We start from the raw sequence: 15,589 nt of genomic DNA on the forward strand, positions 1-15,589 counted from the left end.
TCACCCGGTTCCCCCGATGATCAGTCGGGAATGCTCGACCCTGACAGGTCGGACATCAAGACCTAAGGAGCGCACCCCCGGATCGAGTCCGGGGCAGGCTCTGTGCGCGATGCTCTTCATCACGTGACGGAAAGCATCGCGCACAGGGTGCGCTCCTACAGGGAGACCTCAGGTTGCGCCTTTAGTCGATGCCTAGCTTCTTCAGCTTGTAGCGCAGCGCGCGGAAGGTGATGCCGAGTTTGCGGGCGGCGGCGGTCTTGTTGTAGCGCGATTCCTCCAGCGCCTTGACGATGGCGGTGCGCTCGAGGTTGCTGATGTAGTCGTCGAGGCCGCCGTCCGCGCCGGTGCTGGCGGCCGCGGCGGGTGCCGGCGGCTGTCCCGGTGCCGCCGGTTCGTGGCTGGGCCGCGCGCTGCGCTGCGGCAGCATCAGGTCGGCCGCCTCGATGGTGCTACCGTCGCACATCGCCATCGCACGTTCGAGGATGTTCTCCAGCTCGCGCACGTTGCCGGGGAAGTCGTAGGCTTCCAGCGCGCCGCGGGCGGACGGCGACAGCTGGCCGATGCTTTCCCCACTCTTGCCGGCCAGTGCTTTGAGGATGAACGCGGACAGCTGCGACACGTCGCCGCGGCGTTCGCGCAGCGGCGGCACGCGCAGCTCGATCACGTTGATGCGGTAGAACAGGTCCTGGCGGAACTGGCCCTGCTCGACCAGCTGGCCGAGGTTCTTGTGGGTGGCCGACAGGATGCGCGCGTCGACCGGGATCTCGTCGCGGCCGCCGATCGGGCGCACCGCCTTTTCCTGGATCGCACGCAGCAGCTTCACCTGCATGTGCAGCGGCAGCTCGGCCACCTCGTCGAGAAACAGCGTGCCGCCCTGGGCGGCCTGGAACAGGCCTTCCTTGTCGGTGCTGGCGCCGGTGAAGCTGCCCTTGCGGTGGCCGAAGAACTCGCTTTCCATCAGCTCGGACGGGATCGCGCCGCAGTTGACCGGCACGAACGGGCCGCTGGCGCGCGGGCCCTGCTCGTGGATCAGTCGCGCCACCAGCTCCTTGCCTACACCGGATTCGCCGGCGATGTACACCGGCGCCTGGTTGCGCGCCAGCTTGGCGATGGTGGCGCGCACCTGCTGCATGGCGTTGGAGTCGCCGATCAGGCGGCTGGAGTCGCCGGTCTTCGCGGCGGCGGCGCCGCTGCGCCGTTCCTCGGCCAGACGCAGCGCGGTGCGCACCAGCCCGCGCAGCATCTGGATGTCGACCGGCTTGGAGACGAAATCGAATGCGCCGGCCTTCAGCGCGTTCACTGCGGCGTCGACGTTGCCGTAGGCGGTGATCATCGCCACCGGCATGTCGGGATGCTCCGCGGCAATCAGTTCGATGATTTCGTGGCCGGTGCCGTCGGGCAGCCGCATGTCGGTGAAGCAAAGGTCGTAACTGCGTTCGGCCAGTGCGCGGCGTGCCTCGGCGACGGTGCCGACGGCGTCGACCTGCAGGTCCATCCGTCCCAGCGTGATGGTCAGCAGTTCGCGGATGTCGCGTTCATCGTCGATGACCAAAACGGTCTGGGGATTCATGGCATGGCGCGTGGCAAACGATGCGTCAGAGAATAACCGGCCGCGGGCTGCGGGGCAAAGATCGGCGGCCGTCCGGGCGGCGGTCGAAACAGCGCAGCGTCGCCGCATGCGATGCGGGCATCGGCGGCTGGGCGAAATGCCCATGGCCGCATACCGGCCAGGGCCTGCAACCCGGCGCCGGCGGTTCAGAGCGCGTGGCGGACCAGCTCCGGCTTGCCGTCGGCGGCGCGGCGCACCGTGATGTCGTAGTAGCGGCCGCGCAGGCTTACGTGCCTCAGCGTGAACGACTTCCACGCCGGTGGCAGCACCGGCGCGTAGGCTTCGACCAGTCCGTCCCGTTTCAGGCGCAGGCCGGTGAAGCCGTAGAGGATGTTCTGCAGCAGGCCGCCCGAGGCGGTCAGAAAATAGCCGGTGTTGTTGGTGGCGGTCTCGGTGCGCACGTTGAACGGCGGCTGCAGCACGCGGGTGGTCAGGTTGCGCTGGAACCAGGCGCCGGCCGTCTGCGCGTCGCCCAGCGCGGCGGCGGCGATCGACACCGGCGAAAGCCCCATGCTGTTCGGCTCCTGCTGCGAGCGGCCGGTCAGCGTCATCGCGTAGTCGAAATCGTTGCGGCGCACCTCGGCGCTCATCGGCAGGTCCAGCGAGGGATAGGCGAGCGCCGGCAGCGCGGTGTCGCCCCAGGCGTCGATGTCGTGCGGCACGTTTTCGTCGAAATCCAGATGGTGGCCGTCCTTCACCGAGAACGGGATGTACAGCTGCGCCGCGACCTCCGACCAGTGCGGGTCCGGTCTTGCGCCGACCACGGCCGCGACGGCGACGGCGATCTCCAGCGCCTTGCGCGCCGAGGCGTTGGTGAAGGTGTCGTTCGGCACGTCGTTGTAGGCCTCCAGCACAGAGGTGACGTGGTGGATCTCGTAGCGGTGCCGGTCTGCCACCCAGGTCGCGCGGCTGGCCCAGAAATCCGCCACGTCGCGGATCACCGGCCAGCCGTGGCGGGCCAGCCACTGGCGGTCGCCGCTGGCCAGGTAGTACTGCCATTGGGCGATGGCGACGTCGGCGTTGACGTGGATCTCGCGCTCGCCGAGCACGTAGGCCATGTGCGGCGTCTGCTCGCTGCCGTTCTGCGGATCGGCCTCCCACGGGAACATCGCGCCGCGCAGGCCGCGCGCCTGCGCCCGGGCCTCGGCCGCCGGCAGGGTGCGGGAGCGGAACATCGCCAGCGATTTCGCCCGCTGCGGATGCAACAGCAGCAGCGCGGGAAAGACCCAGGTGTCGCTGTCCCAGAACACGTGGCCGGCGTAGCCGGGCGTCATGCCGCAGGCGCCGGTCGGCCAGGCGGTGTCGGCGGTGACGTTGGACAGCAGGTAGTAAAGGTCGGAGTGCACGACCTGCTGCGCCTGCGGATCGCCGTCGATGAGGATGTCCGATTGCCACAGTTCGCTCCAGGCGTGGCGGTGCGCGTCCAGCAGGCGATCGAAGCCAGCCGTGCGCGCGGCCGTGGCCAGCGTGCGGTCCGCCTTCGCGTCGCCACCCCAGCCCGCGCGCGACAGCGCGACGAACCTGGTGAAGGTGTAGGTCTGGCCCTTGCGCACCTTTGCGGTGAGGTTCAGCGCCAGCCGATAACGGCTCCGGTAGACCCGCAGGTCGCTGGGCTGCAGGTCCGCGGGCAGCTCGATCGCAGCCGCCTCGGCCATCGACAGACCTTGTTCGGCGCGGCCGTCCAGCCACAGCGTGCGGTCGGCCGCGTCGCCGTCGGCGGCCGTGACGTGGGTGTCGCCGTGGTACCAGAGCACCGCGCGGTCGGGCGTGGCCGGCGCGACCGGTTCGAGCTTCAGCTTGTGCGCCGCCACCGCCTCCTGCATCTCGTCGCCGCTCAGCCGCGCCAGCGGAAAGCGCGGCTGGTGCGGCGCCCACAGGTTCAGCGCGAACGACAGCTGCACCTCACCGTCGAACTCCGGCGTGATCGACAGCCGCGTCGCGGCGAGATGGGGCGAGGCCTGGCTGACCAGGCTGGTCACCTCGATGCGCGTGGCCCGGCCATGGTCGAGGTAGCGGTAGCGCGTGGTGAGCGTGCCCTCGCGCATATTCAGCTGCTGCTGGTAGTCCTGGAACACGGCCGGGTCCAGCGCGGCCCGGTTGAGCCAGAAGTGGCCGGCTGGCGAGTGGCCGGTGCTGTAGTCGATCTCGCTCCAGCCGGGCACCGCGGCGGGACGCGAAATATCGTCCTTGGCGTAGTCCATGAACGCGACCAGGTAGGCCAGGTTGCCCTCGGTGCCGCGCGGCGAGGTCAGCGTCGACTGGTAGCCGTTGCCGAGCTGGCCGGGAAAGTAGCTGGCGAAGTCCTTCGCGGTGGCCGTCAGCAGGAAGCTGGGGTCGGTCGCGGCTTGCGCCGGCGCGGCGACGATCAGGAACAGGCCGGCGAGGAGTGCATGGCGCAGTTTCATGATCGCTGCAGGCGGCGGCTATTTCGCGGTGATCCTGATCGCCACCGGCGCCTCGGCGCCGGCGCGGTCGGTCTCGCGCTTGAACAGGAACAGCGTGGCCAGGATCAGGCTCATCGGCAGCAGCGAGAAATAGAACGCGTGGATGCCGTCGAAGCTGGCGAACACCCGGGCGGTGATGTACGAGCCCAGCGTGCCGCCGAGCGCGGAGAACACCACGATCAGGCCGGTCATCGCCGCATGCATCGGCTTGGGCAGCGAGCTCAGCGCCACCGAGTTGATCACCGGGTAGATCGGCGCCATCAGCAGGCCGAGCAGCGGGATCAGGTACGCCGCCAGCGGCGCGTTGAACCAACCGACGTCCGACCGCGCCACCACGCCGCGCGCCAGCGGCAGCACCAGCACGACCAGGACGGCCATCGCCACCACGCATGCGTTGAGCAGTACGTGCCAGCGCACGCGTTTGAGCACCACGCCGGCGCCGATGCGGCCCAGCGCGGTCATGCCGGCGAGGATGCTGGCGAACTGGATGCTCATCGTGTTCGGCAGCTTCAGGATCTCGTTGTTGAAGGTGGGCAGCCAGGTGCCGAAGCTCTGCTCGATCAGCACGTACAGGAACGCCGAGGCGAGGAACACGTACACCAGCGGCCGCACGAACAGCCGCAGCATCTCCAGCAGCGAGTCGGAGAACGAATTGTTGTGCCCGTGCGCGTGCGCGGCGCTTTCGTCCAGGCGGCTGCTGGCCAGCAGCACGATCACCAGCGCGCAGGCGCCTGCCAGCAGCCAGTACACGTTGACCCACACCGGGTTGCCCGGGTGCAGCGGGTCGACGAACGCGCTGAACAGCCAGTTGCCGCCGAGCACGCCGAGCATGAACAGGCCTTCGATGGTGTTGGTCAGCCGCGAGTGGGCGACGCGGTCCGTGGTGAGCAGGCCGATCGAGGAATACACGCAGACCTTGGCCATCGCAAAGCCGACGCCCACGCAGGCGAACAGCAGCCGCGTGGTCAGGAAGCTGGGGTAGAGCGGCATCAGCACGCAGGCGGCGCCGACGATCGCCAGCGCCAGCATCATCGAGCGCCGGTAGCCGAACATCGGCAGGAACGAGGCGACCAGGAACGAGGTAAACGCGATGGTGAGGTCCTTGTAGCGCTCCAGCGCGCTGGCCGCGGGCTTGTCGATGCCGAACGTGGCGATCGACTGCAGGATCACCGTGCCGACGCTGTTGAGCAGGATCGCGAAGATCATGTAGATCAGTGCCAGCGCGACAATCATGCGGATTCGGTTCATGTCACCCCCGGCGGTACGGTGTCGGTACGGCGGAAAAACGCGGTCCGGACCGCTCTGAGGTTTCGGTCCGGACCGCGTGCCCTGCAACAACCCAGGCTTAGAACAGGTACTTCACCGTCACGTTGACCTCGCGGCCTTCCATCGGGCGGGCGAGGATCACGCCATCGGTGCCGGCGGCGGAGCCGAAGATGCGCGAGTTGCTCTCGGTCAGGCCCAGTTCGTCGGTCATGTTGGTGCCTTGCAGGCGGATCTGCCAGCTCTTTTCCACATTGGCGACGATGCCGAAGTCCCAGGTGTTGTAGCTGCCGAGCTGCTGCAGCGCGGACTGGTCCTGGGTGTGCGCGCCGACGTGGGTGTAGGTCACGAAGGCGGTGACGTCGCCCCAGGAGAACGGCAGGCGGTAGCTCGGTGTGAGCATGTAGCGCACCTTCGGCTGGCGCTGCAGCTGCTTGCCGTTGATGCCGATGCACTGGGTGGAGCCGCTGACCAGGTCGGTAAACAGGAAGCAGGAGTTGTTGTGCGTGTAGTGGCCGTCCAGATAGTTGGCGACCACCTGCAGCTTGAAGTTCTCGAACGGTGTGACCGCGCCAGCGAGGTTCACGCCCTTGGAGTCGGAGCCGTACAGCGCCTGCCCGCCGACCGGCACGCCCTGGCCGTTGGTGGGCTGGTAGGCCAGGCCGTTGAACTGGCGGTGGTACACGCTGATGTCGGCGTAGAACAGGTCGGACTGGTACTTGAAGCCGCCTTCGAAGTTCTGCACCTTCTGCAGCGGCGGGGTGTTGCCGGTGGTGTTGCCGCGCAGCGCGTTGTCGAAGTCGCCGAAGTGCGCGCCCTTGTTGGCGCGCACGTAGACGCTCATGTTGTCGGCCAGCTCGTAGTTCACGCCGACGGTCCACGACGGGTGGGTCTTGTCGTAGCGGGTTTTCGCCCAGGTGCCGTTGCATACCGGCACGCTGTTGTCGTACAGCGTGTTCAAGTTGCCGTCGAGGTTGACGTTGGTGAGGTTGCACACGTTGTTGGTGGCGTTCTCGTTCTCGATGCGGCCGGACACGTCGATCAGCCACTTGCCGATGCGCCACACATCGGACAGGTAGAACGCCTTGTTGGTGGCGCTGCCGTGCTGGGCGATGTTGTAGGCGCCGTAGTCGAGGAAGCCCTGGCCGTCGGTGAGGTACTTGGTCTGGCCGTTGTCGACGTAGCTGACCCGGATCGGCTGCGCGTTCGGCGCGTTGGTCATCAGCATCTGGTTGCCCAGCGCCCACTTGTCGTTCATGGTGTAGTGGGCCAGGTAGAGGCCGCCGGTGAGCGTGTTGCCCTCGAACAGCTCCTTGCTCAGGCGGAAATCGTTGCTGATGTTCTTCAGGTGTTTGTGGATGTACCACCAGCCCTGGTGGATCACGCTCTGGTTCGGGTCGACCAGGCCGCCGCCGTTCACGTAGCTGGCGGTGGCCGAGCCGGCGGGTAGGCCGAAGCCGCCCATGCTCGGGTCGTTGGTGTAGAGCATGTCGCTCATGCGGCCGGGGTTGTTGCCCGAGAACAGCGCGTTGGTGTCGACGTCGCCGCCGTCGAGCAGGAACTTGTCCGAGATGTTCCAGCCGTTGCCCAGGTCGTAGTCGAAGTTGCCGCCGAAGAAGCTGAACTTGGTGCCGCGGCCGTTGGCCAGGTTGGCGTCGGTGCCGCCGCCGGGGTAGCCGGGCAGTTGCACGTGCTGGATCGCCTTGCTGTAGTAGGTGTCGGTCAGCGGATCGAAGCCGGGGTAGGCGCTGAAATGGTCGGTACCGCTCTGCAGCAGCGGAATCGGCGTGATGAATTGGTTCTTGTCGTCGAGGTGGCGCGCGTACAGGGTCAGGCTGCCGTTGTCGCTGTCGTGGCTCAGCGTGGCGGTGAACTGGCCGCCCTTGTCCGCGGCGAACTGCGGGTCGCGCACGCCGTCGGAATCGCGATAGAAGCCGCCCACGCTGCCGTACCAGTTGTTGCCGAGCGGGAAGCCAAGGAAGCCGTCCACGCGGCGCAGGTTCTCGCTGCCGTAGGTGACGCCCACGCTGCCGCTGGGCACGTCGGTGCCGGTCTTCAGCATGAAGTTCGCGGTGGCGCCGATCTGGCCGTCGCCGAACACCACCGACGGGCCGCCCTGCAGGATCTCCACCCGCTCGACGGTGTCGTCGAGGCGGAAGAGCGAGGTGGTCTCGAAGAACGACAGGGTGGGCATGCCGTACAGCGGCGAGCCCATCAACTGGGTGCTGAAGTAGGGCGCGTCGCCGCCGCCCGGGAAGCCGGCGATCTCGATGTTGGCGCCGGTCTGGCCGCCGGTGGATTCCGGCCACATGCCGGGGGAGATCTTCAGCAGGTCCGCCGTGCTTTTCGGGTTGGCCATCTTGATCTGCTCGGCCGAGGCGGTGGTGACCGAGTAGCTGGTGTCGATCTTGCGCAGGCCGCCAGTGGCGGTATTTCCGGTCACCACCACCTGCTCGAGGGACTTGGCCTTGGCGGCGTCGGCCTTCTGCTCGGCCGTGCTCTTCTTCGCCGGCGCCTGGCTGGCTGGCGCCGGCGCGGGCGTGGCGTCCCGGGCCACGGCCGCGCCGCAGAACAGGATGGCGGCAATGGCCACCGGAAGGCTCAGTCTCGACAGCTTTTTGGTCTTCATTTCGGTTACTCCCCACCAGTTGAGTTGAATTGTTTTTGACCGCGCAACGCAGCGTGCCGGCTGCGCGGAAGGGCCGCTCATGCTATGAAACGGCTGATGTCGAACGCGGCAATGTCCGGCAGCAGCACATCCGCCTGGTCCAGCTCCTGCGCGCGGCCGATGCCGACCGCCGCCATGCCCGCCGCGTGCAGGGCGGCGATGCCCGCCGCGGCGTCTTCCACGCCAAGGCATTCCCCCGGGGCCAGCCCCAGCCCGCGCGCCGCCGCCAGGAAGATCTCCGGGTCGGGCTTGGAGCGGGCGATGCGGCCGGCGTCGACCACGCAGTCGAACAGCGTGGCGATACCCAGCCGATCGAGCAGTTGCGGCGCGTTGCGGCTGGCCGAGGCCAGCGCGGTCTTCAGCCCGGCGCGGCGCACGGACTCCACCGCGGCGCGCGCGCCGGGCAGCAGGTCCTGCGGGCCGAGGCGCCCGATCAGTTCGACATAGTGGGCATTCTTGCGTGCGGCCAGCGCTTCCTTCTCCGTCTCGCTGTAGGAGCGCGGCGCGTGCTCCAGCAGGATGTCCAGCGAGCCGCGACGGTCCACGCCCTTCATGCGCCCGGCGGTGATTTCGTCCAGCGGCGCGCCGATCTCGTTGGCCAGCTGCTGCCATGCCGCGCGGTGCAACACGGCGGTGTCGGCGAGCACGCCGTCGAGGTCGAACACCACCGCCTTCAGCGGCGGCGGAGCGACGGAGCCCGCGCAGGGCAGGTGCAACGGCTGGCCGGCGTGCAGGCGCTGCGGCAGGCCGTCGTGCAGGAAGGTGAGCGAGCTGCCCTCGGTGAGGGTGTAGCGCGCGCCGTCGCCGTCGACCTCCACGCGCAGGTGCGCCCCGCGCCAGCGCAGGCCGAAGCGGTAGCTTTTCCATGCCGCCGGCAGCCGCGGCGCCAGCGCGGGAAGGCCATCGTGCACACGCAGCCCGCCGTAGCCCCAGCTCAGCGCCAGCCAGCTGCCGGCCATTGCCGCCATGTGCAGGCCGTGCGCCGCGTTGCCGTGCAGGTCGTCCAGGTCGACCCGCAGGGTGTCGAGGAAATAACCGTGCGCCTTGTCGGCGTAGCCCACTTCGGCCGCGAGCACCGCAAAGGTGGAGGCGGACAGGGTGGAGTCATGCACGGTGACGCCTTCGTAGTAGTCGAAGTTGCGGCGCTTGGCGGCCACCTCGACCTGCTCGCCGGCCAGCATCAGGGCCAGCAGCGTATCGGCCTGTTTGCAGACCTGGTGGCGATAGAGGGTGAGCGGATGCAGCTGCAGCAGCAGCGGCTGCCGGCCGGGCGTGGCGGCGAGCTGCGGCGGCAGGCGCGGCTTGTCGAGGAAGCCGTCGTCCTGCGGGAAGATGCCGAGCGCGGCGTCCACCGGCAGGTGCATCGCGCGCGCGGCGCGGCGCCACTGGCTTGCCTCGTCCGCCTGCAGGTTGATGCGCGCGCCCAGCGCGGCATGTTCGGCCGGGTGGCTCAGCGCCATCCAGTCGGCGACGTCGGCGGCGTCCTGCAGGTGCCGCTGCGCCATGCGGTTGGTGTAGTGGTTGTTGTCGACCAGGGCGGAGTATTCGTCCGGGCCGGTCACCTCGTGGATGCAGAAGGCGCCGCCGTGGCGCGCGCTGAAGTGTCCGATCTGCAGCCAGATGCGCGCGGTCTCGAACAGCATTTCGGCACCGTGCGCGAGCAGGAACGCGTCGTCGCCGCTGGCGTCGACGTAGAGGCGGATCGCCCAGGCCACTGCCGCGTTGATGTGGTACTGCGCCGAGCCGCTGGGGAAGTACGAGGAGCACTCGTCGCCGCTGATCGTGCGCCACGCGTACAGCGCGCCGTGCGGGTGGTCCAGCTCACGCGCATGGCGGCGCGCGTGGTCCAGCGTGCGGTAGCGGTACAGCAGCATCGCGCGCGCCAGTTCCGGCGCCAGGGTGGCCAGCACCGGCAGCATGAACACCTCGGCGTCCCAGAAATAGTGGCCTTCGTAGCCTTCCCCGGTGAGGCCCTTGGCGGCGGTGGTGCCGTGGCTGTCGCGGCTGCTCGACTGGAACAGATGGAACAGGTTGAAGCGCAGCGCCTGCTCGGTCGTCGGGTCGCCGTCGATGGCCAGGTCGGCCTGCGCCCACAACGTGGACAGAGCCCGGGCCTGGCGCGCCAGCAGCGCCGGGTAGCCGAGTGCGTCGGCGGTATCCAGCGAGGCGCGGGCGCGGGCGAGCAGGTCGGTGGCCTGATCCCCGCCCAACGGCGAGCTGAAGGCATAGGCGACGTATTTTTCCAGGCTGACCGCCTGGCCGGGCGCCAGCACGCCCTCGTAGACCTGGGTGACGCCGTGCGGTGCCAGGTTGGCGTGGCGGAAGCGCAGCTCGCCGGCATGCCGGTGCCGCTGCGCGCAGACCAGCCGGATGCCGCTGTGGGTGGTCTGCTGGCCGACCCAGGCGAGGTCTTCCCCGGCGTGGGCGTCGCAGGTACCCAGGCCGCCGTCGATGCGGCTGCCGATGCGTGGATCGAAGCCCTGCTCGGCGGCTTCGCGCGCGGTGCTGATGGACGACTCCAGCGTGATCGGCCCGGCGTAGTCGAGCGAGCGCACGCGGTAGTGGATCGCCAGCAGCCCGGCGTCTTCCAGGCTCACGATGCGCTCGGCCTCGATCTCCAGCGTGGCGCCTTCCGGCGAGCGCCAGCGCAAGCGGCGCCGGTAGCAGCCCTGGCGCAGGTCGAGCACGCGTTCGAAATGCAGCCAGGTGCCCTGGTCCAGCCGTACCGGCGTGTCGCCGAGGTGCAGGTGGATGCGCGCGGCGTCGGCGACCGGGATGCGCGTGTCGGTATGCGCGGCAAAGCCGGGGAACCGTTCGTGGTAGTCGATCGGGCTGCGTTCCCACACGGCGGACAGCAGGGTGGCCTGGCTGGCGCTGTCGCTTTCCTCCAGGTTGCCGCGCACGCCGAGGGTGCCGTTGGCCAGCGCGAACAGGCTCTCGTCCTGCGCAAAGCCGGCCGGGTCGGTGCCGTGGCGCACCAGCAGCCAGGGGTCGATCACGACCTCGGCGCCGACGGACGGCACCTCGGCATCGAGCAGCACGGCTGCGTAGCTGTCCACCATGAGTCCCCATTTCTCCGTCCGGCGCACCGGGCCGGGCGGCCCGCGAGGCTGCGGCTGGCGGCGAGCTTGGCAGCAATTGTTATCGGTATCAAGATACCGATAACAATTGCTGTGGGGATCGCCATGACCAAGCTGCGACAGGAGGCGGCGGCCGGAGCCTCGCGCCCGCCATGCGCGCCGGTGTGCGGCCGGTGCAAACGCCGGCGCGGCGCGAGCTTGCATCGGCAGGGTGAATGTCGACACACTGCGGGCGCCGGCCTGGGCCATCGCTGCCGTCCGGCAGCGTCGCGGCACCGGGCCGGGATCGGCCAGACCAACAGGGAACCGGGCAGTTGAGCAAGAAGGACGCGCGCCATCACGCGTCGGGCGGCCTGACCATGGCCGACCTGGCCGAGCTGGCCGGGGTATCCAAGATCACCGTCTCGCGGGCGCTGGGCAACAGCCTGCTGGTCAATCCGCAGACCCGCGAGCGGATCCAGGCGCTGGCGCGCGAGCACGACTACAAGCTCAACATCAGCGCGCGCAACCTGCGTCTGCGCCGCAGCCATACCGTGGCGGTAATCGTGGAGATGAAGCCGTCCACCGACCGCACCATGTTCGATCCCTACCCGCTGGTGCTGCTGGGCGGCATCTCGCAGGAACTGACCGCGGCCGGCTACAGCGTGCTGCTGACCACCCGCCAGGGCGCCAGCGCGGCGGCGGTGCAGGCCGCCGACGGGCTGATCCTGCTGGGCCAGGGCGCGCACCAGGACGCGGTGCGCCGGTTTGACAAGCTGAACCTGCCGATGGTCGTGTGGGGCGCACAGTCGGCCAGCGACGCGCACGTGGTGGTGGGCAGCGACAATCGCCTCGGCGGCGCGGTGGTGGCGCGGCACTTCATCGCGCTGGGCCGGCGCCGGCCGGTGTTCATCGGCAACCCCAGCCACCCGGAAATCTTCGAGCGCCTGAACGGCTTCATCGACGCGCTGGCGCTGCGCGGGATCAAGCCGCTGCTGATGCGGCGCGACGAGTTCACCGTGGACTCGGGCATGGACGCGGTGCGCTCGCTGCACCAGCGCAAGGTCGGCTTCGACGCGATCTTCGCCTGCAACGACCTGCTGGCGATGGGCGCGATCCGCGCCACGCTGGACCTGGGGCGCTCGGTACCGGCCGACGTCTCGGTGGTGGGCTACGACGACATGCCGCTGGGCGCCAGTTTCCTGCCGCCGCTGAGTTCGGTGCGGCAGGACTGGCAGGAGGGCGGCATGCTGCTGGCGCGCAAGGTGCTGGCGCTGATCGAGGGCGAGCCGGCCAGCCCGGAAAGCCTGCCGGTCAGCCTGATCGTGCGCGCCACCTGAGCTTCAGCGCGCGGTATCGGCCTGCGCGGTTTCGGCGGCGTCGGCCGGGCTGCGCGCCGGCGGAGTGAGTACCAGCCGGAAGCAACTGCCGCCGCCGGCCACGCGCACGTATTCCAGCGCGGCCTGGTTGGCGTCGCTCATCTGCCGGGCCAGGTACAGGCCCAGGCCGGTACCGTACTCGTGGGTGGTGTAGAACGGCTCGAAGATCTGCGCGGCCACCTTCGGCGCGATGCCGGGGCCGCGGTCGATCACTTCCAGGATCGGCACGCCGTGCTCGCCCTGCCGGGCCACCACCATCACCCGCGCCGGTTCGCCGGGCAGGCGGCCGTAGCGCAGCGCGTTCTGCACCAGGTTCCACACCACCTGCTGCAACTGCTGCGGGTCGGCCACCGCCGCCACCGGGGTGCTGCCGTTGGCGATCGCGCGCAGCGAGTCGGCGCCGAGGTCGTTGCCCTGGCAGTACTCCTCGACGAAGGCGTGCGCCCAGTGGCCCAGGTCCAGCGTTTCCGGTCGCGAGCGTTCGCGCCGCGACAGCTGCAGGATGTTCTCGATGATCTCGTTGAGCCGGATGCAGTGGTTGTTGATGATCTCGACCATGCGCTGGTCGGTGGCATCCATGCTGGTCGATTCGGCCAGCAGTTGGGCCGAGTAGCGGATCGCCGCCAGCGGGTTCCTGATCTCGTGCGCGATCGAGGCGGACAGCCGGCCCAGCGAGGTCAGCGTGAGTTCCTCGGCGCGACGCGACAGCAGCGAGGTGTCGTCGAGGAAGATCAGCACGTGCGAGTCGTCGTTCGGCGCCAGCCGGGTGAAGCGCGGCACCACCTCCGGCACGCCGTCGGCGAGCTGGGTGGCGGTCTCGTCCAGCTTGCCCGAGGTCATCCAGTGGTACAGCCGGCGCGACAGTTCCGGCGCCAGCTGGCCAAGGTCGCGCTGGTCGGCGCCGGGGTTGCCCAGCAGCATCCAGGCCGATTCGTTGATCTGGTGGATGCGGTTGGCGTCGTCCACCAGCAGCACGCCGGTCTTCATGCGGCGGATGATCAACTCGTTGACCTGGGCCAGGTTGGCCAGGTCGGTGCTGCGCTGCTCGGCCAGGGCCTCGGTGGCGCGCAGCTGCCGGCCCAGCACGTGGCACAGCGTGGTGGTGGCGAAATAGGCCAGGCCGAACAGCGCGGCCTCCAGCAGGTCGCGGTCGCCGGGGCTGGCCGAGGTGCCGAAGAAGGTATGCCCGAGCATGCCCAGCGTGGCCAGCGCGGCGAAGAAGCTGGACAGCCGCAGCGGCAGGATCAGCGCGCCGGCGCTGAGGTTCACCGCCAGCATCATGGCGATGCCGATGCGCGCATCGTGCATCGCGGCGATCGCCAGCACGGCGGCGGCGATGTCCACCGCCAGGGTCGTCGCCACCACCGTGCGTGCGTACGGCATGCTGCGCCGGTTGAACAGCAGCATGACCAGCGCGAAGACCAGGTACAGCATGGTCACGCCGCGGGCGAAGTCGGGCTTGGCCAGCTCGGGCCAGCCCAGCCCCGGCGGGCTGAAGGCCAGCCCGGCGTAGACCAGCGCCTGCACCAGCCGGAACGCGTTGAGGAAGGTCAGCTCATGGCGGATCGTCGCGACGCCCGCGCGCTGGCCGGTCAGGGGTGCTGTGCTGGACATCGTGCGGCCTATACTGGAGGGATGTACCGGTTGGAGCGGCGCATTTCCGCGGTCGGGCGAGTATAGACGCGCCGGTCGGCGCTGTGAGCGCGGCAAAAAACGCCTGGAACCAGCCCGCGCGGGCGCTCCGGTGGCCGCCGGTCGGCACCAGGCTGGCGACGGCCCTTTCCATCGGCGCCCGCTTCCGCGAAAATAAGCGGCCGTATTGCGCGGTTTGCCGGTTCGGTCCGGCAGGCGCACTGCATCGGCAGCGCCTCTATCCGCCGTCCGACTTTCCTGACCCACGCTGTTGTGTCGCGTGCGGCCGCCATCGTTTCTCCGTTCGCTCGAGGTATCGAATGAATTTCCACGAATACCAGGCCAAAGAACTGTTCGCGCAGTACGGCATCGCCGTGCCGCCGGGCAAGATCGCCAGTTCCCCCGATGCTGCCGTCGACGCCGCCAAGGCGCTTGGCGGTTCGCAGTGGATGGTCAAGGCGCAAATCCACGCAGGCGGCCGCGGCAAGGCCGGCGGCGTCAAGTTCTGCAAGAGCCTGGACGACGTCCACGCCGCCGCCAAGGGCATGCTCGGCACCCGCATGGAAACCTACCAGTCGGCCGGCCGCGCGCTGCCGGTGAACCTGGTGCTGGTGACCGATGCCACCAACATTGCCAAGGAGCTGTACCTGTCGGTGCTGGTGGACCGCGACTCCAAGGCCGTGTCCTTCATCGCCTCCAAGCACGGCGGCGTGGACATCGAGCAGGTCGCCCGCGAGACCCCGGAAGACATCCACACCGTGGTGGTGGACTTCGTCGAAGGCCTGCAGCCGTATCAGTGCCGCAACCTCGGCTTCGCCATGGACCTGACCGCGAAGCAGGTCAACCAGCTGACCAAGATCATGCTGGGCCTGTACAAGCTGTTCAACGAGAAGGACCTTTCGCTGGTCGAGCTGAACCCGCTGGCGATCCTCGAGGACGGCAACCTGGCCGCGCTGGACGGCAAGGTCAACTCCGACGACAACGCCGAGTTCCGCCACGCCGACCTGGCCGCGATGCGCGACCTCACCCAGGAAGACGCCGCCGAGGCGGCCGCGGTGCAGAACAACCTCAACTACGTGACCATGGACGGCTCGATCGGCTGCATGGTCAACGGCGCCGGCCTGGCCATGGCCACCATGGACGTGATCAAGCTGGCGGGCGGTGAGCCGGCCAACTTCCTCGACGTCGGCGGCGGCGCCACCAAGGAGCGCGTGACCGAGGCGTTCAAGCTGATCCTGTCCTCCGACAAGGTGAAGTGCATCCTGGTCAACATCTTCGGCGGCATCGTGCGCTGCGACCTGATCGCCGAGGGCATCATCGCCGCGGTCAAGGAAGTGGGCCTGAAGATCCCCGTGGTGGTGCGCCTGCAGGGCACCAATGTCGATCAGGGCCGCGAACTGCTGGCCAATTCCGGCCTGGCGATCACGCCGGCGGACGATCTCAACGACGCGGCGCAGAAAGCCGTGGCTGCGGCCAAATAACCCTGTAGGAGCGCACCTTGTGCGCGATGCTTTCCGTCACGTGACGAAGAGCAC

At 68.8% G+C, this 15,589-nt stretch carries 8 protein-coding genes; 2 read left to right on the plus strand and 6 right to left on the minus strand.

The genetic code is table 11. The features are described 5' to 3' along the window. Positions 1 to 181 precede the first annotated feature (181 nt). From AC3WTD_RS18015 to pgmB, 5 genes are all read right to left on the minus strand, one after another. On the minus strand, positions 182 to 1,570 hold the full coding sequence (locus AC3WTD_RS18015; protein WP_492614599.1) for a sigma-54-dependent transcriptional regulator: 1,389 nt from the start codon (positions 1,568 to 1,570) through the stop codon (positions 182 to 184). A 185-nt stretch (positions 1,571 to 1,755) separates the two neighbouring features. Next, positions 1,756 to 4,014: a glycoside hydrolase family 65 protein gene (locus tag AC3WTD_RS18020; protein WP_492614600.1), complete on the minus strand. Its 2,259-nt coding sequence runs from the start codon at positions 4,012 to 4,014 to the stop codon at positions 1,756 to 1,758. Positions 4,015 to 4,032: 18 nt separating this feature from the next. Then, positions 4,033 to 5,301 carry an MFS transporter gene (locus AC3WTD_RS18025; RefSeq protein WP_027493318.1) on the minus strand — a complete coding sequence of 423 codons (1,269 nt, stop codon included), beginning with the start codon at positions 5,299 to 5,301 and terminating at the stop codon, positions 4,033 to 4,035. A gap of 97 nt (positions 5,302 to 5,398) precedes the next feature. Then, positions 5,399 to 7,945 (minus strand): TonB-dependent receptor, encoded by a 2,547-nt coding sequence (locus tag AC3WTD_RS18030; RefSeq protein ID WP_027493319.1) that lies wholly within the window; start codon positions 7,943 to 7,945, stop codon positions 5,399 to 5,401. Positions 7,946 to 8,022: 77 nt separating this feature from the next. Further along, the gene (pgmB, locus tag AC3WTD_RS18035; RefSeq protein ID WP_492614601.1) at positions 8,023 to 11,046 is read right to left on the minus strand and encodes a beta-phosphoglucomutase; all 3,024 of its coding nucleotides are present in this window, start codon (positions 11,044 to 11,046) and stop codon (positions 8,023 to 8,025) included. 332 nt (positions 11,047 to 11,378) lie between these two features. On the opposite strand from pgmB, the gene AC3WTD_RS18040 reads away from it, so the two are divergent. Next, positions 11,379 to 12,383, plus strand: coding sequence for a LacI family DNA-binding transcriptional regulator (locus AC3WTD_RS18040; RefSeq protein ID WP_492614602.1), 1,005 nt, complete (start codon positions 11,379 to 11,381; stop codon positions 12,381 to 12,383). Between the two features lie 3 nt (positions 12,384 to 12,386). Here the strand turns inward: AC3WTD_RS18040 and AC3WTD_RS18045 are convergent, their stop codons facing one another. Then, positions 12,387 to 14,036, minus strand: a complete 1,650-nt coding sequence (locus AC3WTD_RS18045; protein ID WP_492614603.1) for a sensor histidine kinase — start codon at positions 14,034 to 14,036, stop codon at positions 12,387 to 12,389. An 83-nt stretch (positions 14,037 to 14,119) separates the two neighbouring features. Between AC3WTD_RS18045 and sucC the strand changes: the two genes are divergently transcribed. After that, the gene (sucC, locus tag AC3WTD_RS18050; RefSeq protein WP_492614604.1) at positions 14,120 to 15,535 is read left to right on the plus strand and encodes an ADP-forming succinate--CoA ligase subunit beta; all 1,416 of its coding nucleotides are present in this window, start codon (positions 14,120 to 14,122) and stop codon (positions 15,533 to 15,535) included. Positions 15,536 to 15,589: the final 54 nt, after the last annotated feature.

This window comes from Rhodanobacter sp. FW106-PBR-R2A-1-15, from assembly GCF_058789735.1.